General features: G+C 69.0%; 27 protein-coding genes. 12 read left to right on the top strand and 15 right to left on the bottom strand.

Annotated features, from left to right (window positions below):
• Positions 1-391: 391 nt before the first annotated feature.
• Positions 392-544 (bottom strand): hypothetical protein, encoded by a 153-nt coding sequence (locus tag P6281_RS21340; RefSeq protein WP_158520012.1) that lies wholly within the window; start codon positions 542-544, stop codon positions 392-394.
• Positions 535-2,145, bottom strand: coding sequence for a glutamine-hydrolyzing GMP synthase (gene guaA, locus P6281_RS21345; protein ID WP_026071205.1), 1,611 nt, complete (start codon positions 2,143-2,145; stop codon positions 535-537). The genes P6281_RS21340 and guaA overlap by 10 nt, the downstream gene beginning before the upstream one ends.
• 250 nt (positions 2,146-2,395) lie before the next feature.
• On the opposite strand from guaA, the gene P6281_RS21350 reads away from it, so the two are divergent.
• From P6281_RS21350 to P6281_RS21360, 3 genes are all read left to right on the top strand, one after another.
• Positions 2,396-3,988 (top strand): PPE family protein, encoded by a 1,593-nt coding sequence (locus P6281_RS21350; RefSeq protein WP_014385747.1) that lies wholly within the window; start codon positions 2,396-2,398, stop codon positions 3,986-3,988.
• A gap of 134 nt (positions 3,989-4,122) precedes the next feature.
• Entirely contained in the window at positions 4,123-4,920 is a 798-nt protein-coding gene (locus tag P6281_RS21355) for a beta-phosphoglucomutase family hydrolase (protein WP_371286284.1), read from the top strand.
• Complete coding sequence (locus tag P6281_RS21360) at positions 4,917-7,283, top strand: glycoside hydrolase family 65 protein (protein ID WP_324738517.1); 2,367 nt, start codon at positions 4,917-4,919, stop codon at positions 7,281-7,283. Before P6281_RS21355 ends, P6281_RS21360 begins: the two co-directional genes overlap by 4 nt.
• On the opposite strand, the gene P6281_RS21365 is transcribed toward P6281_RS21360, so the two are convergent.
• A complete protein-coding gene (locus tag P6281_RS21365; protein ID WP_009954986.1) occupies positions 7,277-7,852 on the bottom strand; it encodes a TetR/AcrR family transcriptional regulator in 576 nt (191 codons plus the stop codon). The two genes, P6281_RS21360 and P6281_RS21365, sit on opposite strands and share 7 nt — an antisense overlap.
• Positions 7,853-7,912: 60 nt before the next feature.
• Between P6281_RS21365 and P6281_RS21370 the strand changes: the two genes are divergently transcribed.
• The gene (locus P6281_RS21370; protein ID WP_038537460.1) at positions 7,913-8,815 is read left to right on the top strand and encodes a TauD/TfdA dioxygenase family protein; all 903 of its coding nucleotides are present in this window, start codon (positions 7,913-7,915) and stop codon (positions 8,813-8,815) included.
• Positions 8,816-8,928: 113 nt separating this feature from the next.
• Here the strand turns inward: P6281_RS21370 and P6281_RS21375 are convergent, their stop codons facing one another.
• The 3 genes from P6281_RS21375 to guaB form a co-directional block, all read right to left on the bottom strand.
• Entirely contained in the window at positions 8,929-10,665 is a 1,737-nt protein-coding gene (locus P6281_RS21375; RefSeq protein WP_009954983.1) for a GMC oxidoreductase, read from the bottom strand.
• 121 nt (positions 10,666-10,786) lie between these two features.
• Positions 10,787-11,914 (bottom strand): GuaB3 family IMP dehydrogenase-related protein, encoded by a 1,128-nt coding sequence (locus tag P6281_RS21380; protein ID WP_065508308.1) that lies wholly within the window; start codon positions 11,912-11,914, stop codon positions 10,787-10,789.
• Between the two features lie 7 nt (positions 11,915-11,921).
• Entirely contained in the window at positions 11,922-13,517 is a 1,596-nt protein-coding gene (guaB, locus tag P6281_RS21385; RefSeq protein ID WP_014942860.1) for an IMP dehydrogenase, read from the bottom strand.
• Positions 13,518-13,738: 221 nt separating this feature from the next.
• Here guaB and P6281_RS21390 point away from each other — a divergent pair, with 221 nt between their 5' ends.
• A complete protein-coding gene (locus P6281_RS21390; RefSeq protein WP_202349387.1) occupies positions 13,739-14,152 on the top strand; it encodes a DUF5319 domain-containing protein in 414 nt (137 codons plus the stop codon).
• Here the strand turns inward: P6281_RS21390 and P6281_RS21395 are convergent.
• From P6281_RS21395 to P6281_RS21405, 3 genes are all read right to left on the bottom strand, one after another.
• Entirely contained in the window at positions 14,146-14,760 is a 615-nt protein-coding gene (locus P6281_RS21395) for an anti-sigma-D factor RsdA (protein WP_232065622.1), read from the bottom strand. The genes P6281_RS21390 and P6281_RS21395 overlap by 7 nt on opposite strands.
• Positions 14,747-15,325, bottom strand: a complete 579-nt coding sequence (locus P6281_RS21400; RefSeq protein ID WP_014381051.1) for a sigma-70 family RNA polymerase sigma factor — start codon at positions 15,323-15,325, stop codon at positions 14,747-14,749. Before P6281_RS21400 ends, P6281_RS21395 begins: the two co-directional genes overlap by 14 nt.
• Before the next feature lie 90 nt (positions 15,326-15,415).
• Entirely contained in the window at positions 15,416-16,246 is an 831-nt protein-coding gene (locus P6281_RS21405) for a hypothetical protein (protein ID WP_008260168.1), read from the bottom strand.
• Positions 16,247-16,609: 363 nt separating this feature from the next.
• On the opposite strand from P6281_RS21405, the gene P6281_RS21410 reads away from it, so the two are divergent.
• Complete coding sequence (locus P6281_RS21410; protein ID WP_008260171.1) at positions 16,610-16,912, top strand: WhiB family transcriptional regulator; 303 nt, start codon at positions 16,610-16,612, stop codon at positions 16,910-16,912.
• 25 nt (positions 16,913-16,937) lie between these two features.
• Here P6281_RS21410 and P6281_RS21415 read toward each other — a convergent pair whose 3' ends face one another.
• A complete protein-coding gene (locus P6281_RS21415) occupies positions 16,938-17,084 on the bottom strand; it encodes a hypothetical protein (RefSeq protein WP_014381054.1) in 147 nt (48 codons plus the stop codon).
• Positions 17,085-17,092: 8 nt separating this feature from the next.
• Positions 17,093-17,590, bottom strand: a complete 498-nt coding sequence (locus P6281_RS21420) for a GreA/GreB family elongation factor (RefSeq protein WP_008260175.1) — start codon at positions 17,588-17,590, stop codon at positions 17,093-17,095.
• A 354-nt stretch (positions 17,591-17,944) separates the two neighbouring features.
• Here P6281_RS21420 and P6281_RS21425 point away from each other — a divergent pair, with 354 nt between their 5' ends.
• From P6281_RS21425 to P6281_RS21445, 5 genes are all read left to right on the top strand, one after another.
• Positions 17,945-18,817, top strand: a complete 873-nt coding sequence (locus P6281_RS21425) for a Rieske 2Fe-2S domain-containing protein (protein ID WP_020188454.1) — start codon at positions 17,945-17,947, stop codon at positions 18,815-18,817.
• Positions 18,814-19,293: a hemerythrin domain-containing protein gene (locus tag P6281_RS21430; RefSeq protein WP_008260180.1), complete on the top strand. Its 480-nt coding sequence runs from the start codon at positions 18,814-18,816 to the stop codon at positions 19,291-19,293. The genes P6281_RS21425 and P6281_RS21430 overlap by 4 nt, the downstream gene beginning before the upstream one ends.
• Positions 19,294-19,363: 70 nt before the next feature.
• Positions 19,364-20,098 carry a superoxide dismutase family protein gene (locus P6281_RS21435; protein WP_014383246.1) on the top strand — a complete coding sequence of 245 codons (735 nt, stop codon included), beginning with the start codon at positions 19,364-19,366 and terminating at the stop codon, positions 20,096-20,098.
• A 55-nt stretch (positions 20,099-20,153) separates the two neighbouring features.
• On the top strand, positions 20,154-20,567 hold the full coding sequence (locus P6281_RS21440) for a hypothetical protein (protein ID WP_009957480.1): 414 nt from the start codon (positions 20,154-20,156) through the stop codon (positions 20,565-20,567).
• Positions 20,568-20,589: 22 nt separating this feature from the next.
• Positions 20,590-21,240, top strand: coding sequence for a DUF1345 domain-containing protein (locus P6281_RS21445; protein ID WP_008260184.1), 651 nt, complete (start codon positions 20,590-20,592; stop codon positions 21,238-21,240).
• 49 nt (positions 21,241-21,289) lie between these two features.
• Here P6281_RS21445 and P6281_RS21450 read toward each other — a convergent pair whose 3' ends face one another.
• The gene (locus P6281_RS21450) at positions 21,290-22,234 is read right to left on the bottom strand and encodes an oxygenase MpaB family protein (RefSeq protein WP_008260185.1); all 945 of its coding nucleotides are present in this window, start codon (positions 22,232-22,234) and stop codon (positions 21,290-21,292) included.
• 118 nt (positions 22,235-22,352) lie between these two features.
• Here P6281_RS21450 and P6281_RS21455 point away from each other — a divergent pair, with 118 nt between their 5' ends.
• Entirely contained in the window at positions 22,353-22,925 is a 573-nt protein-coding gene (locus P6281_RS21455; protein ID WP_014385756.1) for a TetR/AcrR family transcriptional regulator, read from the top strand.
• A 95-nt stretch (positions 22,926-23,020) separates the two neighbouring features.
• Here P6281_RS21455 and P6281_RS21460 read toward each other — a convergent pair whose 3' ends face one another.
• The 3 genes from P6281_RS21460 to groES form a co-directional block, all read right to left on the bottom strand.
• A complete protein-coding gene (locus P6281_RS21460; protein WP_008260187.1) occupies positions 23,021-23,683 on the bottom strand; it encodes a hypothetical protein in 663 nt (220 codons plus the stop codon).
• Between the two features lie 134 nt (positions 23,684-23,817).
• On the bottom strand, positions 23,818-25,440 hold the full coding sequence (gene groL / locus P6281_RS21465) for a chaperonin GroEL (protein WP_008260188.1): 1,623 nt from the start codon (positions 25,438-25,440) through the stop codon (positions 23,818-23,820).
• A 95-nt stretch (positions 25,441-25,535) separates the two neighbouring features.
• Positions 25,536-25,838, bottom strand: coding sequence for a co-chaperone GroES (groES, locus tag P6281_RS21470; RefSeq protein WP_007167930.1), 303 nt, complete (start codon positions 25,836-25,838; stop codon positions 25,536-25,538).
• Positions 25,839-25,936: the final 98 nt, after the last annotated feature.

The raw sequence follows: 25,936 nt of genomic DNA on the forward strand, positions 1-25,936 counted from the left end.
TTCGAAAGTATGTTCGAAGTAAACACCGGCCCTCTGACAACCGTCAAGCAACGTGAGGGGCTGCTTTATGCGCTCGGTGCCGGTGTGGCTGATGGTGTTTTCGGGCGTGATTTTTTCGGCGGCAACGCCCACTCCGTCGACGCTGAACCATGCCAGCCGGCCGGCCGCCGCGGCCCCGGGCACGGGGCCGGCGTCGCCGCACGTCGCGCCTCACAAGTCCCATCGGCCACACCAGACCCTGGCGGAGGGCGCAGTGCGTGTGCCCACCTCCGAGCGACAACACGTTTTCGCTGGTCACGGGCCCGCCCGAGATTGTCGCTCGGAGGTGGGCACAACGCCTGTCCACCCGCGCAGCGACTCCTGTGGCGCCTGTTACCCATGTTGTGCGGCATCACTCGGCGGCCGCATCTCCCGCTCGCGCGTCTTGTCCAGGAGGCGGACCTTCCGGCGGAAGCTCAGCGGGCACGCCGAGCAGCCGGGTGATCACTTCCACCGGAAACAACGCCGAAAAGTCCTGCACCCACGCGAGGGCGACTACTCCCATTCGATGGTGCCCGGCGGCTTGCTGGTGATGTCCAGCACCACGCGGTTGACCTCGGCGACCTCGTTGGTGATGCGGGTCGAGATGCGTTCGAGCACCTCGTAGGGGACCCGGGTCCAGTCGGCGGTCATGGCGTCCTCACTGGTCACCGGCCGCAACACGATCGGGTGCCCGTAGGTGCGGTTGTCGCCCTGCACGCCGACCGAACGCACGTCGCCCAGCAGCACCACGGGGCACTGCCAGATCAGGGTGTCCAGGCCGGCGGCCGTCAGCTCCTCGCGCGCGATCGAGTCCGCCCGCCGCAGCGTGTCCAGCCGCTCCGCGGTGACCTCGCCGACGATCCGGATGCCCAGGCCGGGACCCGGGAACGGTTGGCGCGCAACGATTTCCTCCGGCAGGCCCAGCTCGCGCCCGACCGCGCGCACCTCGTCCTTGAACAGCAGCCGCAGCGGCTCGACGAGTTTGAACGTCAGGTCGCCGGGCAGGCCGCCGACGTTGTGGTGGCTCTTGATGTTCGCGGTGCCGCTGCCGCCGCCGGACTCCACCACGTCGGGATACAGCGTGCCCTGGACCAGGAACTCGACGCCGGAGCCGTCGGAAGCGTTGTCCCCCACGATGTCTCGCACCGCGCCCTCGAACGCCCGGATGAAATGGCGGCCGATGATCTTGCGCTTGCCTTCGGGATTGGTCACGCCGGCGAGCGCGTCGAGGAAGGTGTCGGCCGCGTCGACGGTCACCAGATTGGCGCCGGTGGCGGCCACGAAATCGCGTTGCACCTGCGCGCGCTCGCCCTCGCGCAGCAGCCCGTGGTCGACGAAGACACAGGTCAGGCGGTCACCGATGGCACGCTGTACCAGCGCGGCGGCCACCGCGGAATCCACGCCGCCGGACAGCCCGCAAATCGCATGGCCGTCGCCGATCTGGGCGCGCACCTGCTCGACCAGCGCCTCGGCGATGTTGGCGGCCGTCCAGTCCGCGCCGAGCCCGGCGAAGTCGTGCAGGAAGCGGCTGAGCACCTGCTGCCCGTGCGGGCTGTGCATCACCTCCGGGTGGTACTGCACGCCGGCCAGCCGACGGGCCCGGTTCTCGAACCCGGCGACCGCCGCGCCCGCGCTGCTGGCCACCACCTCGAACCCGTCCGGCGCGGCCGTGACCGCGTCGCCGTGGCTCATCCACACCGGCTGGACGCTCGGTAAGCCCGAATGCAGTTCGCCGCCAAGGACTTTCAGTTCGGTGCGGCCGTATTCGCTGGTGCCGGTGTGGGCGACGGTCCCGCCCAGCGCCTGGGCCATGGCCTGGAACCCGTAACAGATGCCGAACACCGGCACCCCGAGGTCGAACAGCGCCGGGTCCAGCTGCGGGGCGCCGTCGGCGTAGACACTGGACGGCCCGCCGGAAAGGACCAGCGCCAGCGGGTCCCTGGCCTTGATGTCCTCGGCCGTGGCGGTGTGCGGGATGACCTCCGAGAAAACCCGCGCCTCGCGGACCCGGCGGGCGATCAGCTGCGCGTACTGCGCCCCGAAGTCCACGACGAGCACCGGTCGAGCGGGCGGTCCGGACGCGCCCGCCGGCTCGGTTGCCTCAGTTTCCCTGGATTCGGCCACGCAGGCGAGTCTAGTGGCCGCCTGCGCCGCCGCCGCCCGAGAGGCCCACGGCGAAAACGCGGTGCGTAACGCGCCGCCGCGGCGAATTCTATGCCTTTGGCATGAGGTCGGCGGTCGAGTATTGATAACGACAATCATTTTCAATTGACTGGTCGAGGATCTGCACACTGCCCAGCCCAGGAGTTGCCGTGATGACGTTGCCCGCCGCAAGCGCGCCGCCGATGGCCGACCGCCGACGAGGCGTCCGGCGATGACCGCGCCGGTGTGGATGGCGTCCCCGCCCGAGGTGCACTCGGCGTTGCTCAGCAGCGGACCGGGGCCGGCGTCGCTGTTCGCCGCGGCGGCGGCGTGGAGCTCAATGAGCGCCGAATACGCCTCGGCCGCAGAAGAACTCGGCGCGCTGTTGACGTCGACGCAGGCCGGGGCGTGGCAGGGGCCCAGCGCCGAATCCTACGTCGCCGCGCACGCCCCGTACCTGGCGTGGTTGACACAGGCCAGCGCGCACAGCGCCGCGGCGGCCGCCCAGCACGAGGCGGCGGGCACCGCCTACACCGCCGCGCTGGCGGCGATGCCGACCCTGCCGGAGCTGACCACCAACCACGTCGTCCACGGTGCCCTGGTGGCGACGAATTTCTTTGGGATCAACACCATTCCGATCGCGGTCAACGAGGCCGACTATGCGCGGATGTGGGTCCAGGCCGCCGGCACGATGGCGACCTATGAAGCCGTCTCCACGGCGACGGTGGCGGCCGTACCGCCGACCGACCCGGCGCCGCCGATCCTGAAGTCCGAGGCCACCGCGCAACACGACCACGAGGAGGACGACGACCACCACGACCACGAGCACGGGTTCGACAGCCCGCTCAACCAGTTCGTCGCCCAGATCCTGCGGCTGTTCGGCCTCGACTGGGATCCGGTCGAGGGGACCCTCAACGGCCTGCCCTACGAGGCCTACACCAACCCCGGGGACCTGATGTGGTGGGTGGTCCGGGCCCTCGAGCTGTTTTCCGATTTCCAGCAGTTCGGGGCCCTGTTGCAGGAAAACCCGGCGGCGGCCTTCGAGTTCATCACGCAACTCGTGCTGCTCGACTGGCCGACACACCTGGCCCAGCTCGCCAGTTGGCTCCCGACGCAGCCCCAGTTGCTGTTGCTGCCGATGCTCGTCGCCGCGGCCCCCTTCGGGGCGCTGGCCGGCTTTGCCGGCCTGGCCGCCCCGGCCCCCCCGGCCGCGCCCGCCGCGGTGCCGGCCGCCCCGGCCCCAGCCGCACCTCCGAGCCTGCCGGCGGCGCCCGCCATGAGCCCCGTCACCGCGCCAGCCGCGGCCGCCGCGCCGGCACCCGCGCCCGCGCCCGCGCCCTCGGCCGCCACGGTGGCCAGCCCGGCGCCGCCCGCGCCGCCGGCCGCCGGCACCGTCCCGTTCGTGCCCCCGTACGCCCTCGCGCCTCCCGGCATCGGTTTCGGTTCGGGGATGAGCGCGGGCGCCGCCGCCGGCGCGAAAAAGAAGGCGCCCGAACCCGATTCGGCCGCGGCCGTCGCGGCCGCGGCCGCGCGGGAGGCGGCGCGCACCCGCCGGCGCCGGCGGGCGCGGCAGCGCGCCCATGGCGACGAGTTCATGGACATGAACGTCGACGTCGATCCGGACTGGAACGAGCCGGAGACGACGGCGTCGCACGGCGGCGCCGCAAACCTGGGCTTCGCCGGCACGGCGCGCAAGGAACCCGTCGCCGCGGCGGGCCTGACCACCCTGGCGGCCGACGAATTCGGCGACGCACCCCGCATGCCGATGGTGCCGGGCACCTGGCCCCCGGGCGACGGCAAGGGGGCGCCCGGCAGCGGGGGCTGACTCCGTCGTCGACGAAATCACCTGCGGCACAGCGCGTTAACGCGTTGACCGGCGACCGGCCGTCCCCGCAGGCATCCGCCCCGCCGCGGCGCGGGCACCGAAACGCTGGCGGCACGCATGGCGGACATGGTGGAGTGGGTATCGGTCAACCAGCCCCCGAGACCAGAAAGCGAGGACCGCCGGTGAGCTCAGAGCTGGGTCTGCCAGAAAAGGTGCGCGCCTGCCTGTTCGACCTCGACGGCGTGCTCACCGACACCGCCAGTGTGCACACCAAGGCGTGGAAGGCGATGTTCGACGCCTACCTGTCCGACCGGGCCCAGCGCACCGGCGACGAATTCGTCCCCTTCGACGCGGCCGCGGACTACCGCAAATACGTGGACGGCAAGAAACGCGAGGACGGGGTCCGGTCGTTTCTGGAAAGCCGCGGCATCGAACTGCCCGACGGCAGCCCCGATGACCCCGATGACGCCGAGACCGTCTACGGCCTGGGCAACCGCAAGAACGACATGTTCCAGAAGGTCCTCAAGCAGGACGGCGTCAAGGTCTTCGACGGTTCGCGGCGCTACCTCGAGGCGGCGTCGGCCGCGGGCCTGGGCATCGCGGTGGTGTCCTCGAGCGCCAACACCCGCGACGTCCTCGAGGTCACCGGGCTGGACCGGTTCGTGCAAAAGCGGGTGGACGGCATCACCCTGCGCCAGGAACACATCGCCGGCAAGCCGGCGCCCGACTCCTACCTGCGCGGGGCGCAACTGCTCGACGTCCCCGCCGAGGCGGCGGCCGTGTTCGAAGACGCCTTGTCGGGGGTGGCCGCCGGCCGGGCCGGTAACTTCGGTTTCGTGATAGGTGTCGACAGGGTGGGCCAAGCCGAGGACTTACGCCGCAACGGCGCGGACGTGGTGGTCAGCGACCTCGCCGAGTTGCTGCAGTCATGATCACCGACGAAGCGTTTCCCGTTGACCCGTGGCACGTTCGCGAAACCCAGCTCGACCTCAACCTGCTGGCCCAGTCGGAATCCCTGTTCACCCTGTCCAACGGGCACATCGGGCTGCGCGGCAACCTCGACGAGGGCGAGCCCTACGGCCTGCCGGGCACCTACCTGAACTCCTTCTACGAGATCCGGCCGCTGCCCTACGCCGAAGCCGGCTACGGCTACCCGGAAGCCGGCCAGACGCTGGTCGACGTCACCAACGGCAAGATCATCCGGTTGCTGGTCGAAGACGAGCCCTTCGACGTGCGCTACGGCGAACTGATCTCTCACGAGCGCGATCTCGACCTGCGCGCCGGGACGCTGACGAGAACCGCGCACTGGCGCTCGCCCGCGGGCAAAGAGGTCAAGGTGGTCACCACCCGGCTGGTCTCGCTGCCGCACCGCGGCCTGGCCGCCATCGAGTATGTCGTGGAAGCGGTCGGCGAATTCGTGCGGGTCACGGTGCAGTCCGAACTGGTCACCAACGAGGACCAGCCGCAGACCTCCGGCGACCCGCGCGTGTCGGCCATCCTGGAGAACCCGCTCGAAGAGGTCGCCCACGAAAACACCGATACGGGCGCGGTCCTCATGCACCGCACCCGTAGCAGCGCGCTGATGATGGCCGCCGGAATGGATCACGAGGTCGAGGTTCCCGGCCGCGTCGAGGTCAGCACCGATGCGTGGGCCGATCTGGCGCGAACCACCGTGATCTGCGGGCTGCGCGAGGGACAGAAGTTGCGCATCGTCAAATACCTGGCCTACGGCTGGTCGAGCATGCGCTCGCGTCCGGCGCTGCGCGACCAGGTCGCGGCCGCGCTGCACGGCGGCCGCTACAGCGGATGGCAGGGGCTGCTGGATTCGCAACGGAAGTACCTGGACAACTTCTGGGACTGCGCGGACGTCGAGGTCGAGGGCGACCCCGAATCCCAGCAGGCGGTGCGCTTCGGGCTCTTCCACCTGCTGCAGGCCAGCGCCCGCGCCGAACGCCGCGCCATCGCGGCCAAGGGACTCACCGGAACCGGCTACGACGGGCACGCCTTCTGGGACACCGAGGGTTACGTGCTGCCGGTGCTGACCTACACCGCGCCGCACACCGTGGCCGACGCGCTGAAGTGGCGGGCCTCCACCCTGGATCTGGCCAAGGAGCGGGCGGCCGAACTGGGCCTGGAGGGCGCCGCCTTCCCGTGGCGGACCATCCGCGGGCAGGAGTGCTCGGCGTACTGGCCGGCCGGCACGGCGGCCTGGCACATCAACGCCGACATCGCGATGGCCTTCGAGCGCTACCGCATCGTCACCGGCGACGACGAGCTGGAAGCCGATTGCGGCCTGAAGGTGCTGGTCGAGACCGCCCGGCTGTGGCTCTCGCTCGGCCATCACGACCGGCACGGCGTCTGGCACCTGGACGGTGTCACCGGCCCCGACGAGTACACCGCGGTCGTCCGCGACAACGCCTTCACCAACCTGATGGCCGCGCACAACCTGCACACCGCCGCCGACGCGTGCAACCGCCATCCCGACGCGGCCAAGGCGCTGGGGGTCACCACCGAGGAGGCGGCCGCGTGGCGCGATGCCGCCGACGCCGCCCACCTTCCCTACGACGACGGGCTCGGGGTCCATCAGCAGTGCGAGGGGTTCACCACCTACGCCGAATGGGACTTCGAGAAGAACACCACCTACCCGCTGCTGCTGCACGAGGCCTACGTCCGGCTCTATCCCGCGCAGGTGATCAAGCAGGCCGACCTGGTGCTGGCGATGCACTGGCAGAGCCACGCGTTCACCCCCGAACAGAAGGCCCGCAACGTCGACTACTACGAGCCGCGCATGGTGCGCGACTCGTCGCTGTCGGCCTGCACCCAGGCGGTGATGTGCGCCGAGGTCGGGCATCTGGAGCTGGCCCACGACTATGCCTACGAGGCCGCCCTGATCGACCTGCGCGATCTGCACCACAACACCCGCGACGGCCTGCACATGGCCTCGCTCGCCGGCGCCTGGACCGCGCTGGTGGCCGGGTTCGGCGGCCTGCGCGACGACGAGGGCATGCTGTCATTGGATCCCGCTCTGCCGGACGGGATTTCGCGGTTGCGATTCCGGCTGCGGTGGCGCGACTTCCGGGTCACCATCGACGTCAACCACGTCGATGTCACGTACACGCTGCGCGACGGGCCCGGCGGCGAGCTGACCATCCGGCACGCCGGCGAGGACCTCGAGCTGAGCACCGAATCCCCGACGACGGTCGCCGTGCGTCCCCGCAAGCCGCTCCTGCCGCCGCCGCACCAGCCGCTGGGGCGCGCGCCCATGCACCGGCGGGTGCTGTCGCGGCCTCACTGAGTGTCGGCGGGCCCGAGCATCCGCTCCACTTCGGCGCCCACCGCGGCGCGCAATTCGGCGTCGGTCAGCTCTTCGATCCCGGTCGCCGAGCGCAGGACCGGCGCGAACAACCGCCAACCAAATTGCAGGGCAAGGGCATTGGCGACGGCGAGCCTCGCCTTGACCTCGTCGTCGTAGAGCGGCCGCACCCCGTCGAGCAGGGTGGCGATGTTGGGGAAGCGCTTCTGCAGCTGGCCCGCCGGATAGCCGTCGAGCACGGTGCGGGCCATCACCCGCATCTGGCGGTCCAGGGAGCGCTGCACCACCTCGGCGGGGGTGTCGGTCTCCAGCTGGGCGCTCAGGTCGTCCCCCAGGTGGTCGAGCACGGCGCCGACGAGTTGTTCCTTGGTGCCGAAGTGCCGGAACACCAGCCCGTGGTTGACGCCTGCCCGCGCGGCGATGTCGCGGATGGAGGTCGCCGCCGGGCCGCGCTCGGCGAACAGCTCGGTGGCGGCCTCCAGGATCGCCGCGGCCACTTCCGCCCGCCCGGTCGGGGGTTTCCCGCGGCCTCTTGCGGACGTTGTAGTCATCTGACTACACTACCAAACGTAGTCACTTGACTACACCCGTTTTGACTCGAGGAACACGACATGACTGCTCAAATCACCGTCACCAAGCTGGGAAGTCGCATCGGGGCCCGAATCGACGGCGTCAGCCTCGGCGGCCACCTCGACGACGCCGCGGTCGAGACGATCCGCCGGGCGCTGTTGACGCACAAGGTCGTCTTCTTTCGCCACCAGCACCACCTTGACGACGAGCAGCAGCTCGATTTCGCGCGCCTGCTGGGCACCCCCATCGGCCACCCGGCCGCGTCCGCCCTGGCCGCCAAGCACATGCCGGTGATCACGCCGATCGACTCCGAGTACGGCAAGGCGACCCGCTGGCACACCGACGTGACGTTCGCCGCCAACTACCCGGCGGCCTCGATCCTGCGGGCGGTCACCCTGCCCTCCTATGGCGGCTCGACGCTGTGGGCCTCCACCGTGGCGGCCTACCAGCATCTGCCGGAGCCGCTGAAGCACCTGGTGGAAAACCTCTGGGCGCTGCACACCAACCGCTACGACTACGTGTCCACCGAGGCGGTCATGTCGATGAGCGACGCGCAGCGGGCGTTTCGGCAAGCCTTCGAGAAGCCCGACTTCCGCACCGAGCATCCCGTGGTGCGGGTGCACCCGGAGACCGGTGAACGCGCGCTGCTGGCCGGCGATTTCGTGCGCGGCTTCGTGGGCCTGGACAACCACGAGTCGAGCGTGCTGCTCGAGCTACTCCAGCGACGAATCACCATGCCGGAGAACACCATTCGCTGGGCCTGGGCGCCGGGCGACGTCGCCATGTGGGACAACCGCGCGACCCAGCACCGGGCCATCGACGACTACGACGACCAGCCCCGGCTCATGCACCGCATCACCTTGATGGGCGATGTGCCGGTCAACGTGCGCGGCGAGCGCAGCCGGGTGGTCAGCGGCACACCGCTCGAGGTGCTGGCGAGCTGATGGTGACGACCCGCAGCGCCCGGCTACGCCGCGCTCGCGATCGTCACGGGAGCTGATGGTGACGACCCGCAGCGCCCGGCTACGCCGCGCTCGCGATCGTCACGGCGAGTTAGCTAGCCCACCGAGCTGACCGGATCGACCGGTGACCAGCGCAGCGCGCCCGGGGCGGAGAGGGGCACCCGCGGGTGCGCCGGCGCTATCGGATCCAGCCGGCGGTACGGTTCGCCCTGCGCCGGGCGCCGGTCGTTTTCGCCGTTGTTCGGCCACAGCGACGCGGCCCGCTCGGCCTGGGCGGTGATGGACAGCGACGGATTCACGCCGAGGTTCGCCGAGATCGCCGCGCCGTCCACCACATACAGCGTCGGGTAGCCGTAGACCCGGTGATAGGGGTCGATGACCCCGTGGTCGGCGTTGTCTCCGATCACCGCGCCGCCGAGGAAGTGCGCGGTCAGCGGGATGTTGAGCAGCTCGCCCCAGGTGCCGCCGGCCACGCCGTCGATCTTGGCGGCGATGCGGCGGGTGACCTCGTTGCCCACCGGGATCCACGTCGGGTTCGGCTCGCCGTGGCCCTGCTTGCTGGTGTACCAGCGGATGCCGAGCTTGCCGCGTTTGGTGAACGTGGTGATCGAGTTGTCCAGGTGCTGCATCACCAGCGCGATCATGGTGCGCTCACTCCACTGGCGCGGGTTGAGCAGCCGCAGCATTCCGCGCGGATCTTCACGGGCGGTGTCCAGCAACTGCTTCCAGCGCGGCACGTCGGTGCCTTCGGGGCCCGGCCCGTCGGTCATCAACGTCTGCAGCAGCCCCATCGCGTTGGAGCCCTTGCCGTAGCGGACCGGCTCGATGTGGGTGTCGGGCGTCGGGTGGATCGACGACGTGATCGCCACCCCGTGGGTGAGGTCCAGATCCGGAGAGACCTCCAGGCGCCCGGCCCCGACGATGGACTCGGAGTTGGTGCGGGTCAGCACGCCGAGGCGGTTGGAGAGCCGGGGCAGCCGGCCCTCGTCGCGCATCTTGAACAGCAGGTGCTGGGTGCCCCACGTCCCGGCGGCCAGGATCAGGTGCTTGGCGGTGTAGGTGCGCCGGTCGCGGCGCAGCCAACTGCCGGTGCGCACCGTGCGGACCTCCCACAGCCCGTCGGGGCGCTGCTCGAACCGCTTCACCGTCGTCATCGGAATGACTTGCGCCCCACCCGATTCCGCGAGATAGAGGTAGTTCTTCAGCAGGGTGTTCTTGGCGCCGTAACGGCACCCGGTCATGCAGCAGCCGCACTCCAGGCAGCCGGTGCGCTCGGGTCCGGCGCCGCCGAAGTAGGGGTCCGGCACGGTCTTGCCCGGCGCCTTGGTGCCGTCGGGGCCGAAGAACACCCCGACCGGCGTCGGCACGAACGTGTCGCCGCAGCCCATGTCGTCGGCGACCTCTTTGACGACGCGATCGGCGTCGGTGAAGGTCGGGTTTTCCACCACGCCCAGCATGCGTCGCGCCTGGTCGTAGTGCGGCATCAGCTCGTCGCGCCAGTCGGTGATGTGCGACCACTGCTGGTCTTTGAAGAACGGCTCCGGCGGCACATACAGCGTGTTGGCGTAGTTCAGCGAGCCGCCGCCCACGCCGGCGCCGGCCAGGATCAGCACGTTGCGCAGCGGGTGGATGCGCTGGATGCCGTAGCAACCCAGCTTCGGCGCCCACAGGAACTTGCGCAGATCCCAGGACGTCTCGGCGAAATCCTCGTCGGCGAACCGGCGTCCGGCCTCGAGGACGCCGACGCGGTAGCCCTTTTCCGTCAGCCGCAATGCGCTGACGCTGCCCCCAAAACCCGAACCGATGATCAGTACGTCGTAATCCGGCTTCATCGCACCAGTATGGCCTTACTCGCGGGTAACAAACCAGCGGCCTCCGCCGATGCGCGGGCGCCCGGCTGCCCGGGCGGTCGGCGTCCCGCGCCCGCCTGGCCGGGCACTCGCCGATGACGAGTCAGCTACCGACGGTCAGCCCGACCTTCTGGAATTCCTTGAGGTCGCAGTAGCCGGCCTTGGCCATCGACCGGCGCAGCCCGCCGACCAGGTTGAGGCTGCCGAACGGGTCGTCGGACGGCCCGCTCAGCACCTGCCGCAGCGGCGGCCGTTCACCGACGGCGATCTGCAGCAGCGCCCCGCGCGGCAACGACGGGTGCGCGGCCGCGGCCGGCCAGAACCATCCCTCGCCGAGCGCCTCGGCGGACTCGGCGAGCGGGGTGCCCAGCACCACCGCGTCGGCCCCGCAGGCGATGGCCTTCGCCAGCTCGCCCGAGGTGTGGATGTCGCCGTCGGCCAGCACGTGCACGTACCGGCCGCCGGTCTCGTCGAGGTATTCGCGACGCGCGGCGGCGGCGTCGGCGATCGCGGTGGCCATCGGCACGCTGATGCCCAGCACCTCGTCGCTGGTGGTCACGCCGCGGGTGGCGCCGTAGCCGACGATGACGCCGGCGGCGCCGGTGCGCATCAGGTGCAGCGCGGTGCGGTGGTCCTGCACGCCGCCGGCGACCACCGGCACGTCGAGCTCGGAGATGAAGGTCTTGAGGTTCAGCGGCTCGCCGTCGCTGGCCACCCTTTCGGCCGAGACGATGGTGCCCTGGATGACCAGCAGGTCGATGCCGGCCTGCAGCAACACCGGGGTGAGCGCCTGGGCGTTTTGCGGGCTGACCCGCACCGCGGTGGTGACGCCGGCCTCCCGGATGCGGGCGACGGCCGAGCCCAGCAGGTCCGGGTTCAGCGGGGCGGCATGGAATTCCTGCAGCAGCCGGATCGCCGCCGAGGGTTCGGGCTCCTTGCTGGCGGCCTCGACCAGCTGGGCGATCTTGGCCTCGACATCGGCGTGCCGGCCGATCAGCCCCTCGCCGTTGAGCACGCCCAGCCCGCCGAGGCGGCCCAGCTCGATCGCGAACTCCGGCGACACGAGCGCATCGGTCGGATGCGCCAGCACCGGGATCTCGAACCGGTAGGCGTCGAGCTGCCAGGCGGTCGACACGTCCTGCGACGACCGGGTGCGCCGGGACGCCACGATGCTGACTTCGCTCAGTTCATAGCTGCGACGGGCGGTGCGGCCCATCCCGATCTCGACCATCTGGGCCTCAGCGCGCGTAGTAGTTGGGGGCTTCGACCGTCATGGCGACGTCGTGCGGGTGGCTTTCCCGCAGCCCGGCCGCCGTGATCCGGACGAACTGGGCCTGCTGCAGTTCCTCGATGGTCGACGAGCCGGTGTACCCCATCGCCGCGCGCAGACCGCCGGTCAGCTGGTGGATCACCGAGGACAGCGGGCCGCGGAACGGCACCCGGCCCTCGATCCCCTCGGGCACCAGCTTGTCCTCGGAGAGCGCGTCGTCAGCGAAGTAGCGGTCCTTGGAGTACGACTTTCCGGTCCCGGAGCCCCGGCCCGCCATGGCCCCCAGCGACCCCATGCCGCGGTAACTCTTGAACTGCTTGCCGTTGACGAAGATCAGCTCGCCGGGCGCCTCGGCGGTGCCCGCCAGCAGCGAGCCCAGCATGGCCGTCGACGCCCCGGCGGCCAGCGCCTTGGCGATGTCGCCGGAGTACTGCAACCCGCCGTCGGCGATCACCGGCACCCCGGCCGGCCCGCAGGCGGCGACGGCCTCCAGGATCGCGGTGATCTGCGGCGCGCCCACGCCCGCGACCACCCGCGTGGTGCAGATCGACCCCGGCCCCACGCCCACCTTCACGGCGTCGGCGCCAGCGGCGACCAGCGCGGCGGCCGCCGACCGGGTGGCGACGTTGCCGCCGATCACCTCGACGCGGTCGCCGGCCTCGGCCTTGAGTTTGCCGACCATGTCGAGCACCAGCCGGTTGTGCGCGTGCGCGGTGTCCACGATCAGCACGTCCACCCCGGCGTCGACCAGCATCATCGCCCGCACCCAGGCGTCGCCGCCGACGCCGACGGCGGCGCCGACCAGCAGCCTGCCGTCGCTGTCCTTGGTGGCCAGCGGGTGCTGCTCGGTCTTGACGAAATCTTTGACGGTGATCAGCCCGGTCAGCCGGCCGTGGCCGTCGACGATCGGCAGCTTCTCGATCTTGTGGCGCCGCAACAGGCCCAGCGCCGCGTCGGCGGACACCCCCTCCTGCGCGGTGATCAGCGGGGCCTTGGTCATCACCTCGGCGACCTTCTTGGTCTGGTCGACCTCGAACCGCATGTCGCGGTTGGTGATGATGCCGACGAGCGCGCCCGACTCGTCGACCACCGGCAGGCCGGAGATGCGGAACCGGGCGCACAGCGCGTCGACCTGGGCCAGCGTGTTGTCCGGGCGGCAGGTGACCGGATCGGTGACCATGCCCGCCTCGGAGCGCTTCACCATCTCGACCTGGCCGGCCTGTTCGGCGACCGGCAGGTTGCGGTGCAGCACACCCATGCCGCCGGCGCGCGCCATCGCGATCGCCATGCGCGACTCGGTGACGGTGTCCATCGCCGAGCTCACCAGCGGCACCTTGAGCCTGATCTTCTTGGTGAGCTGGCTGGACGTGTCGGCGGTGGCGGGGACCACGTCGGAGGCGGCGGGCAGCAACAGGACGTCGTCGAAGGTCAGCCCCAGCATCGCGATCTTGTGCGGGTTGTCGCCCCCCGTGGGCACCGGGTCGTCGACCAGGCCGCCGACCCGCACATACGGACTGCCGACGAGGTCAGAGCTGGCTTCCAGGTGGGACGTGCCACGGGTCATCAGTGGGGCCCTCCATACGATGCGGCGTGAGAAAACCCATCCTATCGGCTCCCCTTCGCCGGGTGACGATGCGCGCCGGGACGGCGCGAGGAGGAAGCCGGCCAATCGGGCACAGCGTGAGAGTTCGCTTGCTCGGGGCGCGCCGCGCACCCCGAACGGAACGGGAACGGCGGGTGGCTCCCTGCTGGCGTTATCCCGACCGGGCTGCGTAGGCTAGGGGCGTGCGCGACCACCTCCCACCGGGTTTGCCGCCCGACCCTTTCGCCGACGACCCCTGTGATCCGTCGGCGGCACTGGAAGCCGTCGAGCCGGGCCAGCCCCTGGACCAGCAGGAGCGGATGGCCGTCGAGGCCGACCTCGCTGATCTGGCGGTGTACGAAGCGTTGCTGGGGCACAAAGGCATTCGCGGGCTCGTCGTCTGCTGCGACGAGTGTCAGCAGGATCACTACCACGACTGGGACATGCTGCGGGCCAACCTGCTGCAGCTGTTGATCGACGGCACCGTGCGCCCGCACGAGCCCGCCTATGACCCCGAGCCGGACGCCTACGTCACGTGGGATTACTGCCGGGGCTACGCCGACGCCTCGCTCAACGAGGCGACGTCAGACGCCGACGGCTTCCACCGCCGTCACTGATTGGGCGCACCCGGCGTAGCCGCCGACGAGGGCAGCGTCGCGTTCGGGTTGCGCGATTCGACCTTGGCGTTCAACAGCTTCAGCTGATTCATCAGCTCCCGCTTGGCGACGGGGTCGTCGATCGACTGCACCAAACTGCTCACGTCGGTCAGCTGATTCTTGGCCTGCTCCCACTCGCCGCGGTCGATCGATTCCTGCACCTTGGCCAGGTCGGCCTTGGCGGCCAGCATTTCCTGCTTTTCGTGGACCCGCGGTTGGTCGAAGAACATCGCGTGCAACCCGTGCAGGGGGGTGCCGGGACGGGCCTCGACCACCATGGCGCCGAAACCGCTGAGCGCGATCAGCGCGGCGGCGACCGAGGCGATGGCGGTCAGGCCGCGACGGCCCCGCCGGCGCTCGACCAGTCCTTTCCGCAGCGCGTTGACGGCCTCCTCGGGCGTCACCAGCGCGCTGGCCGGCGGCCATCGCAGGTTGTCGCGCCAGTCCTCGAGCATCGTGGTCAGCACGTCGACGTCGGGGTCCTCGACGCTCACCGGCCGGCGCTGGGCCAGCGCATCGAGGAGCAGGTCGGTGCGGGCGAATTCATCCAGGGATTCAGGCACAGTCACCTGCCGCAATCATCTCGGACTTCAACCGCGACAACGCGCGGTGCTGGGCAACTCGGACCGCCCCCGTGGTGCTGCCGACCGCGGCCGCGGTCTCCTCGGCGGACAGGCCGACGACGACGCGCAGGATCAAGATCTCGCGCTGCTTGGCGGGCAGGATTTCGAGCAGTTCGCTCATCCGGCTCACCGAATCGGCTTCGATGGCAAGCTGTTCGGGCCCCGCGTCGGGCGACCACCGTTCGGGAATCGATTCGGTGGGATAGGCCAGGTCACGACCGGCGGCCCGATGGGCGTCGGCGACCTTGTGGGCCGCGATGCCATAGAGGAAGGCCAGGAAGGGGCGTCCGCGATCGCGATAGCGGGGCAGCGCCGTGATGGTCGCCAAGCACACCTCCTGCGCCACGTCATCCGCTGACAGGCCACCCCGATCGACCGTGCCGACGCGGGCCCGGCAATATCGCACGACGATCGGACGGATGGTCTCCAGCACCTCCCTCAGCGCGCCGTGGTCTCCGGTGACGGCCTTGGCGACCACGGCATCGAGACGTTCCCCTGCTGGAATTGTCATCGACGGTGATATCCCTAACGTTACGAACCGGACACATCGCGGGCCAACTGGGCTAACTAACGAAATGACAATAACGGGCAAGGGCCCGATTCAAGCGGAACGCCACGTTCCACCGGCGTGCCGCACCTGGCCTGCGCAGACATCCCGGATTTCGTGCAGTTGCTGTGCCGAAAACGTGACGCTTTCGATATCGATCAGCAAGCACGCCAACGCCCAACGCAACGGGAGCAGACCTAACCGGCCGGTGGTCTGCAGCGCGGCGTCCGCGACCGCGCGGGCGCGCTCGATGTTTCCCGCACTGCACAGCGCGGCGGCCAGCACCACCTCGCTCTTGACTCGGTGCCGGGCCGACGGGACGCTCATGGCCGCCGCCAGCTCCGCCGCCTCGCCGGCATGGCGGACGGCGACGTCACCCTCGCCGCGGGCCATCGCGAGTTCGGCGGCCACCCACCGCCGGCGCACCGGAATCCGGTCGGGCACGGGCGTTTTGGGGTCCGTGGCTGCCAGTAGCGGGTCGGCGCGCGCCAGCAGCGCCGCCGCGGCCGCGAAACGCCCCACGCCCAGCGCGTCGGCCGCCAGCCCGATCAGGGCGTCGGCGCCCGCCTCGGGATCGGCGCCGGCCAGCGCCAGGGCGCGCCCGTCCCAGCGTCGCGCGACGGTGTGCCAACCGAGCTGGCGCAGGAACGATCCCTGCGTGCTCATGCCCAGCGAGGCCAGCCGGCCGGCCGGCGCGGCGCGCCGCAGCGCCGCGAGGTCGCGCTGCGCGGCGCCGTAGCGCCCCTGTCCCCCGGCCGCGACGGCGCGCAGCCACAGTTGCGCCGGCGTCGTCGCCGACGGCAGCGGCCAGTCGCCGGGCCCGTCTCCGAACGCGGCGTCGGCCAACCGCCGCCCAATCAAGGAAGTGTGACGAGTTTCAATCACAATGATGTAGTAAACAGTTTGTGGTCTTCCTGTTACCGAACAGTTAATCACTATAGCCCATGGATAAATTCGGCCCGCGGGCGCGGTCGGCGCTGAGCTGGGAAATCACGTTTCGGACAACCGCCTGGTAGCACCCCGTCGGAGGCGCCATTTCATTCGAGATGAACGCAACGTTAATTTTGCACCAAGGGACACATACTTTGCCGGGCTAAGTGGCTATTGACGGAAATTCACCGTCGCCCCTAACGTCTACACATGACGGGTAGTCATCGGGGACTCCACTCCACTTAATTTAAGTTGCACACAATCGCTTTCGCGAACCCGACCGCACGTGGGCGGGCCGTGCAGAGAGGGAACGAACCAATGCCACAGCCGGAGCAGCTACCTGGACCCAACGCCGACATCTGGAATTGGCAACTGCAGGGCTTGTGCCGCGGCGTTGACTCAGCAATGTTCTTCCACCCCGACGGCGAGCGCGGCCGCGCCCGCATGCAACGCGAGCAACGCGCCAAGGAAATGTGCCGGCAATGCCCGGTGATCCAGGAATGCCGTTCGCACGCCCTCGAAGTCGGCGAGCCCTATGGGGTGTGGGGCGGCCTGTCGGAATCCGAGCGCGACCTCCTGCTCAAGGGTGACCTCGGCCGCGGCATCCGCCGCAGCGCCTGACCGATCGTCCTTCGCGGGCGGCGGCCTAGTATTCCGGCCGTCGACGCGACCTGGGCAGGTACTCCGCGCCGCCCTCGCCTTCCCAGCGGTGGATCTGCTTGTCCGGAACGTGCGCCGAATCACGCTGGGTGAACAGCGATTTCGCCTTCTCCGCGGGCATGGTTGCTTCCATCGTCTGCATCATCGCAAGACCACCTGTGGCCCAAGGCTTTTCGCCGCATGCATTTCGTACGGCAGGGCCCTCAGCACCGTCACGGACCGCCCCGTCCCACCCGGGATGGCGTAGAAACGCTGGTCGCCGGGGCGGGCGCCGGCAATCGCGCGACCCAGCGGGGACGCCATCGAATAGGCCTTGATGCCGGCGGCCTCGGGGCACGGCCGGCCGAGCAGAAGCGTCTCCGTCTCGCCGGTGTCGTCGTAGCGGATGGTCAACACCATGCCCGCTTCGGCGACGGGGTCAAAGGCCGCCCCTTCGCCGACGACGACCGCGTGGGACAGCAGGCCCTCGATCTCGCAGATGCGCGCGCGCCACACGGACTGGCGCGCACGGCGATTCGGGTTGTAGTCCATGAGGTCGTCGGGAACCTCGGCCCCGCGGCGCGAACGCAGCCCGGCCAGTTCGTCGTGCAATCGGGTGTAGTCCTGAGGCGTCATCCGGATGCGCTGGATGGTGGTCATGGCGCGTGGCGTCCTTTCGTGTCGGAGGGGTTGCCGCCAGGGGCGGGCGGGCCGGTGCACCGCCCCTGACGACTCGGGTCGCCCGGGGGGCGAAGTCTTCGTCCGTCGCTGATTCCATGGTCGCGTGACCCGTCGCGCCGGCGCTTGCCCCCACCGGACAACGGGGAGGGGGCTCGTTGTCGAGCCCCGACAATGTCATCGCCGCCGCACGGCCCGGCCGGCCGTCGAATGAACGATTCGCATCCGCAGTCCGTGAACCAGACATGGACGCGGCGGGCCAGCCGCGGTCTATAGCCGACGCGGCGTCGAGACGCGTTGCGCCGCGCCGGTCCTCGCACCCGAAGGGGATGCACTGTGGCACATGGGCGCACCACACTGGGACGACAAGCGTGGCTGGATCGGCCGAGCTACCGACTCGAGCACGCTCTGACCTTCGTGTTCGCCGCGGCGGGTCGGCACCGGGATCGGATCAGCAATTTCTTGCACGGCACCTGGCTCGGTCATCCGCTGCATCCGGCTCTGACGTCGATTCCGATGGGAGCGCTGACGACGACGGTCGCAATGGATGCGGTCAGCGTGTTGCCGCGCCGCGCCGCGCCGCTGCACGACGCGTCGAGGTTTGCGCTGGGCGTCGGGCTCGCCGGCAGCGTCGGCGCGGCCGCCACCGGACTGACGGATTGGCAGCACACCCACGAACAATCGCGTCGAATCGGTCTCGTCCACGGCGCCCTCAACGCCATAGCGACGGGCCTGTACGCGGCGTCATGGTGGGACCGCCGGGGCGGGCGGCACCGGCGCGGGATGGCGGCGAGCGCGCTGGGCTACGGCCTCACCCTCGGCGCCGGCTACCTCGGCGGCACGTTGGTGTTCGCATCGGGCACCGGGGTTGACCGCTCCGGCGCCCGGCTGAGCGGAGACCGGTGGACACCGGTGCTGGCGGTCGCGTCCTTGGATGGCCAGCCGCGGCGTGTGGAGGTGGCCGGCGTCGGCGTGGTGCTCTATCGCAACGAAGGCCGGGTGTTGGCCGTCGGCGAGCACTGCCCCCACCTGGGCGCGCCGATGAACGACGGCTGGATCGACCGCGATCGAATCGTTTGCCCCTGGCACGGTTCCAGGTTCGCGTGCGAATCGGGAGAAGTGTTGCGCGGACCGGCAACAGCGGCGCTGCCGAGTTATCCGGTGCGGATCCGCGACGGGCTGATCGAGGTGCGCGGAGTCGCGCAGTGAACGCCTACGACGTGCTGTTCGAGCACCACAGAGTTTTACGCGGACTCTGCGAGAGGATCACAGCGATACCGCCCGAGGCCGACGAGCGCCAAGTCGCCCTCGACGAGCTGTTGATTGAGCTGGACGTCCACATGCGGATCGAGGACGACCTGTTCTACCCCGCCGTGTCGGCGGCGAGCACACTCGTCGCGATCGCCCATGCGGAGCATCGCCAGGTCTGGGATCAGTTGGCGGTGCTCCTTCGGACGTCGCCGACCGCGCCGGACTACGAAGACGAATGGCGCTCATTCGTCACCGTCCTCGATGCCCATGCCAGCGAGGAGGAACGCGACTTATGCCCGGCCCCAATAGATTTGAGCGAGGACATGCTCGAGCGCCTCGGCAACCGAATGATCGAGCGCATCGCCCGGCTGCGTGGGTCGACGCTCAACCGGCTCCGCGTCCGCGGCCGCGCGGCCCTGCTCAGTTCGCTGTGACGGGCGGGGATCTGGCGCTGCGGCGAGTCGTGCCCGTTTTTGAAATCGGCGAATTGGGTAGGCACCGCCCATGAACAAGGGCGCATCCTTTGCGGTCGCGGCCCTCACCGCGACCCTCGCACCGCTGGCCGCCTGCGCGAACCAGCAGGGCAGCCAACCCAATACGTCGCCGCTGACCAGCCCCGCCCCGGGCGCGGAGCGGCTGACCACCCAGCTCAAGACCGCCGACGGGATCCCGGTCGCCAACGCCACCTTCGAATTCGCGAACGGCTACGCCACGGTGACCGTGGAGGCCGGCCCCAACCAGGTGCTGAGCCCCGGTTTCCATGGGCTGCAAATCCATTCGGTCGGCAAATGCGAGGGCGACTTCGACTCCGCGGGAAGCGTCTACCAGGCGGCCGATCACACGGGCTACCCCGCCAGCGGAGACCTGACCGCGCTGCAGGTGCGCTCCGACGGCTCGGCGAAGCTGGTCACCACCAGCAACTCGTTTACCGCCGCGGACCTGAGAAGCAGCTCGGGCAGCGCCCTGATCCTGCACCAGAGCGTCGACAACTTGGGCGGCGGCCCCACCGCCGAGTCGAACAAACGAATCGCCTGCGGTGTGATCGCGGCGGCGTCGGCGACGACGACCTCGTCGACCACCAGCGTCACAACCAGCACCAGCACCAGCACAGTCGTCGTGCCACCGCCGTCGACGAGCACGAGCACGAGCACCGTCACGGTCACCAGCACCCCGACCACGACGTCCGCGCCGACCACGACCGTGACGACCCCGCCCAGCCTGCCGCCGGGCACCCGCTGACGCTTGAGGCCCCGAAAACGGCGCCGGCCCCGCGACGGCGAATTACTGTGCTGAGATGCAGACCGCGCTGTTCACCCTGGGTCTGGTCCTGTTTCTGCTCGGCCTGCTCACCGGGCTGGCCGTCCCCGCCCTGAAGAACGGGCGCATGGGGTTGTCGAGCCACCTGGAGGCGTTGCTCAACGGCATGTTCCTCGTGTTGCTCGGTCTGCTGTGGCCGCACATTCACCTGCCCCACGCGTGGGGAATCGCCGCGGTCGCGCTCATCGTGTACGCGGCCTACGCGAACTGGTTGACGACGCTGCTCGCGGCGGCGTGGGGCGCCGGTCGCAGATTCGCGCCCATCGCGGCGGGCGACTTTGAGGCCTCGACGGCGAAGGAGAGCTTTGTCAGCTTCGGGTTGGTGTCGCTCTCGCTGGCGATCTTGGTGGGCGTAGGCATCGTCATCGTCGGGGTCCTCGTCGGGCGCTGAGGATCGTGCTTAGGTCGGGATTGTGAAACCCCTCGCCGACTTCTTTCGCGACACGGTCGGGGCGCGGATAGCGGTGGCCGCCGTGCTCGGAGTCGCCGTCGCCCTTGGGGTGGGCAACACGGTCGGCTGGCGGTTCGCGCTGGCCGGCTGGATCGTCACCGCCGGTGTCTACGTGGTGTGGACGCGGCTCATCCTGGGCGGAATGGATGCCGATCAAACCCGCGAATATGCGACCCGGGAGGATCCCACCCGGTGGGCATCCGACGCGGTCATCGTGTCGGCGAGCGTCGCGAGCCTGGGCGGGGTCGGTTACGTGGTCGCCGCGGCGTCGCGTTCGGGTCCCGGCGCCGTGGAAGCCGCCGTCGTCGGCATCCTGACCGTCGCGGCGTCCTGGTTCGCCGTGCACACGCTGTTCACCGTGCACTACGCGCGGCTGTATTACTCGGACGAACCGGGCGGAATCAACTTCCACGACCCGGAGCCGCCGCGCTTTCGCGACTTTGCGTATGTCGCCTTCACGGTCGGCATGACCTATCAGGTGTCAGATACCGAGATCGGATTGACCTCCATCAGGGCCACGGTGCTGCGCCAGGCGCTGCTGTCCTACCTGCTCGGCGCGGTCGTCCTGGCGGTCACCATCAACCTGATCGCGGGATTGGGCGCCAAGTTCTGACGCGTGCGGTCGAGTGGAACGCGTTGCGCCACAGACCTATCCGGAAACGTCACCGAAGGTGATAGGCGAACGACTTCTCTTGACGCTGCTTCATCTTCTCCAGGCACTGGTGGTGCTTGCGGGCGTGATACGCCAGCGGGAAGTAGGTGAGCCGGTCGGGCAGCACGCGGTAGGCGGTGCGGATCGCGGTGTACACGCGGATGAGTTGACGTTCCTCCTTGGGACTCCAAGTGACGCCGAGCTTTTCGCGAAGACGCGGGTCGAGCAACCCCACGACGGACAGGTAGTTGAGCCGGAGCGCGGGCAGCACCGCGGCCCGCACCAACGGCGCCAGCGCTTTCGGCAACGACGGCGGCACGTCGACCCTGCCGGTTTTCATGTCCTCCATCAGCTGCAGCGCCTGGGGCGTGCCCCGCAGCGTGTCGATCATCGCTTCGAAATAGTCGGCCATCTCTTGCTGCGACTCGGGATAGCCGCGCATGGGCACGTGGAGCAGCCGGGCCAGCCGGCGGTTGTCGCGCAGCAGCTCCTCTTTCTCGGCCTCGGTGAACTCGCGCCCGATCAACAACCGCCCGGCCTGTGCGTTGACGATGTAGCCGGTGGCGATCACCCACTGATAGGCCTCGGGATTCAAAGCGCTGATCTGCCTACCGGTCTCGGCGCTTTTCATGGTGATCGGCTGGTGCATCGCACGGACGCGGTCACCTTCCGCCCTGGCCTCGGTGCCGCCATAGGTCCAGCGCAGGACCGAGTCGACGGAACGGATCGCGCGGCCGCCGGGGTCCCCGTGGAAGGCAGCGGAGTAGCGGCCGGTGATTTCGGCGATGACCGGGTGCATGGCCTGCATCATGAACGCCGCGCCCTCGAGGATGAGGAATGTCCAGCGCCCGGTGTGCTCGGCGGTCAGCGATTCCGGCGGAACGAGTTCGATCTCTTCTGCGTCCTGTTGGTCCTCGGAGTGCCGGCGGACATCGACTTCGGGACTTGCGGTCATGGCGCCGACGCTAATGTGACCGTAAGGTCGCGTTCAAGTCGCGTTAGGAGTTCATGTGGGCACCGCAAAGTCCAGCTCAAGGCGCCGAAAAGCGCCGCAGCAAGCACGCTCTCGCGAGATGGTCGCGAAAATCGTGTCGTCGACAACATTGCTGCTGCGCCAGCACGCGCCCGAGCAGATCACCACCAACCTGATCGCCGAGAAGGCCGGCGTCAGCAAGGGCTCGATCTATCAGTACTTCGCCGACAAGGAACAAATCATCAACGCGGCGATCGAACGGCTCGCCGCCGAGCAGGCTCCCGCAATCGAGGACATGCTCAGGGGGATCACCCTCGACCGGCCGGAGTCGGCGATGGAGTCATCGATCGACATCCTGATCGACTACACCATCGCCAACCGTCGGCTGATCCGCTACCTCGCCGAACGGCCCGACCACGTCCGCACGTTCGACAAGGTCTCGGGACTCAACGCCACGCTGCTGGCGATGACCACGCTGCACATGAATCACTACCGCAGCCAATACCGCGACGAGCTCAGCCCCAGCGCGTTGGCGTGGTTGTTCTTCAACATGGCCGTGGCGACGACCATGCGCTACATCGAGTCGGACGATCCCATCCGGCTCGACGAATTGCGGGCCGGCCTGAAGTTCGCGTCCGCCGGCTTGCTGGCCGCGGGCCGCACCGAGCCCTGAAGGAAAACACCCCGGGGCGCCGAGGCGGAAGAATCGAGAGACTTACCCCGGGTCATGCGGCGGTCCGCACATCGAGCTTCGGAAGCATAAGCTGGCTATGACTTCGCCAATGCTTCGTACTTCTTAACTTGGGATTCCAGGGTTTTTATGACCTCGTCGGCGTTGGCATTCACTAATCCGCCACCGCCAGTATTGATGAGGACAGGCCCATCGACCGCGAAGAACGAAAGCAGGCTGGCGCCATCGGCAGTGATCTTGACTCCGACTGAGCCAGCGGCGACCTTTGGCGCGGACATCGGCGCGTAAGTGAGATTGGAACCGTTGTAGGTTTCGCCCGTGCAGGTTGCGAGGGCATCGGTTAAGGACTTGAACGACGCTCTAGCTTGATCGGCGTCGGCGTACTGGCGCAACCCGACTTTGAGAAATTCAGCGGACAGGCCACCTCCCTTGGTGAAGTCCCGCTTCACATAGCTTTTCTCTTGGAAGGCCGGCTTGTAGTCGCAGAATGTCTTGTCGACCGACCTGTCCGAGGGAGGGTCTTGGCTGTACCCGGCAGGAAGGTCCTGCACGCCAAGTAGCGCCTCGGTGAGCGCCTTCTCGGAAAGGATGCGTTGGGTGGGGGCGCCGGATGCGGTCGAGGCCGTCGTAGCAGTCGTGGTCTTACTTGAATCCGATGTGCCACTGCCGCAACCCGCGGCCGACAAGGTCAGCACGAGAGTCAGCAGGATCCGCGGCACCAATCGCCCCTGCGAGTTCACTTGCCGCAACTTACCTGAACCAGAATTACATTCGATGTCGATGCAGCCTTTTGGGCGGTTAGGTGCGACGCCAGAAATTGCCTCCAAAAACGAAGCACCCCCGGTTTCGCCGGGGGTGTTCCGTGTCTAGTCGCCTAGTGGTGGTGATGACCGTGGCCGTGGCCGTGGTCATCGGCTTCCTCGGCCGGCTTGTCGACGACCGCCGTCTCGGTGGTCAGCACCATCCGCGCCACCGACGCCGCGTTGAGCACCGCCGAGCGGGTGACCTTGACCGGGTCGATGACACCGTCGGCGATCAAGTCACCGTAGGTGAGCTTGTCCGCGTTCAGCCCGTGGCCGTTGGGCAGCTCGGTCACCTTGTGCACCGCCACCGCACCGTCGAGCCCGGCGTTGGTGGCGATCCAGTACAGCGGGGCCGCCAGCGCCTCGGAGAAGACGTCGACGCCGAGCGCTTGATCACCGGTCAGCGAGCCGCGCAGCTGTTGAAGCGCCTTGCGGGTCTGCAGCAACGCCGAGCCGCCGCCCGCGACGATGCCCTCCTCGACGGCGGCCTTGGCGGCCGCGACGGCATCCTCGACGCTCTCCTTGCGTTCCTTGAGCGCGGTCTCGGTGGCGGCACCCACCTGGATCACGGCGACACCGCCGGCCAGCTTGGCCAGCCGCTCCTGCAGCTTCTCGCGGTCCCAGTCGGAGTCGGTGGACTCGATCTCGGCGCGCAGCTGCTTGATGCGGTTGGCCACCGCGTCCTTGGCGCCGCCGCCGTCGACGATGACGGTGTCGTCCTTGCTGACCACCACGCGGCGGGCCGAGCCCAGCACGTCCGTGCCGACCTCGCGCAGCAGCAGGCCGGCGTCGGGGTTGATCACCTGGCCGCCCGTCACGATCGCCAGATCCTCGAGGAACGCCTTGCGGCGGTCGCCGAAGAACGGCGCCTTGACCGCGACGGCCTTGAGCGTCTTGCGAATCGAGTTGACCACGAGGGTCGCCAGCGGCTCGCCCTCGATGTCCTCGGCGATGATCAGCAGCGGCTTGCCGGATTCGGCGACCTTTTCCAGCATGGGCAGCAGGTCGGGCAGCGAGCTGATCTTCTCCTGGTGCAACAGGATCACGGGGTCGTCCAGCACGGCCTGCTGGGCATCGAAGTCGGTCACGAAATACGCCGACAGGAAGCCCTTGTCGAAGCCGACGCCCTCGGTGAACTCGAGCTCGGTGCTCAGCGTGGAGGATTCCTCGACGCTGACTACGCCGTCGGTGCCGACCTTGGTCATCGCCTCGCCGACGAGCTCGCCGAGGAGCTGGTCGCGCGACGACACGGTCGCCACCTGGGCGATCGCTTCCTTCCCGGAGACCGGGGTGGCCGACGCCAGCAGGGCCTCGGACACCGCGTCGGCGGCCTTGGAGATTCCCGCACCGAGTTCGATGGGGTTGGCGCCGGCCGCAACCAGGCGCAGGCCGCCCTTGACCAGCGCCTGGGCCAGCACAGTCGCCGTGGTGGTCCCGTCGCCGGCGACGTCGTTGGTCTTGGTCGCCACCGACTTCACCAGCTGGGCGCCCAGGTTCTCGAACGGGTCTTCCAGGTCGATCTCCCGCGCGACGGTGACACCGTCGTTGGTGACCGCGGGCCCGCCGAATGCCTTGGCCAGCACCACATGCCGGCCGCGCGGGCCCAACGTCACGCGTACCGCGTCGGCGAGCGTGTTCACGCCCGCCTCGATGGCGCGGCGCGCCGTTTCGTCGTACTCAATAATCTTGCTCATCAGGCTCCTTCACGCCCCAGCTCTGAGGCTCTAACGCATGCCGCCCCGGAAATCACCCGCGCGGACGCGGGGATCGCCGGGGCGGGACACGGTTCTTACTTGGAGACGACAGCCAGCACGTCGCGCGCCGACAGGATCAGGTACTCCTCGCCGTTGTACTTGATCTCGGTGCCGCCGTACTTGCTGTAGATGACGGTGTCGCCTTCCGAGACGTCCAGCGGGATGCGCTTCTCGCCGTCTTCGTCCCACCGGCCGGGGCCGACTGCGACGACGGTGCCTTCCTGCGGCTTCTCCTTGGCGGTGTCGGGAATGACCAGACCGGACGCGGTCGTGGTCTCGGCCTCGTTGGCCTGCACGAGAATCTTGTCCTCGAGTGGCTTGATGTTCACCTTCGCCACGATTGGAGCCCTCCAGTGTTTGGGTCGGGTCCGGGACGAGCCCGGACCGGGAGTTGGTGGCCGGTCCGGGGCGGGCCCGGAACCTGCCGAATTATCAG

Source organism: Mycobacterium sp. 5-140-3-2 (genome assembly GCF_035666375.1).
Lineage (GTDB): Bacteria > Actinomycetota > Actinomycetes > Mycobacteriales > Mycobacteriaceae > Mycobacterium > Mycobacterium intracellulare.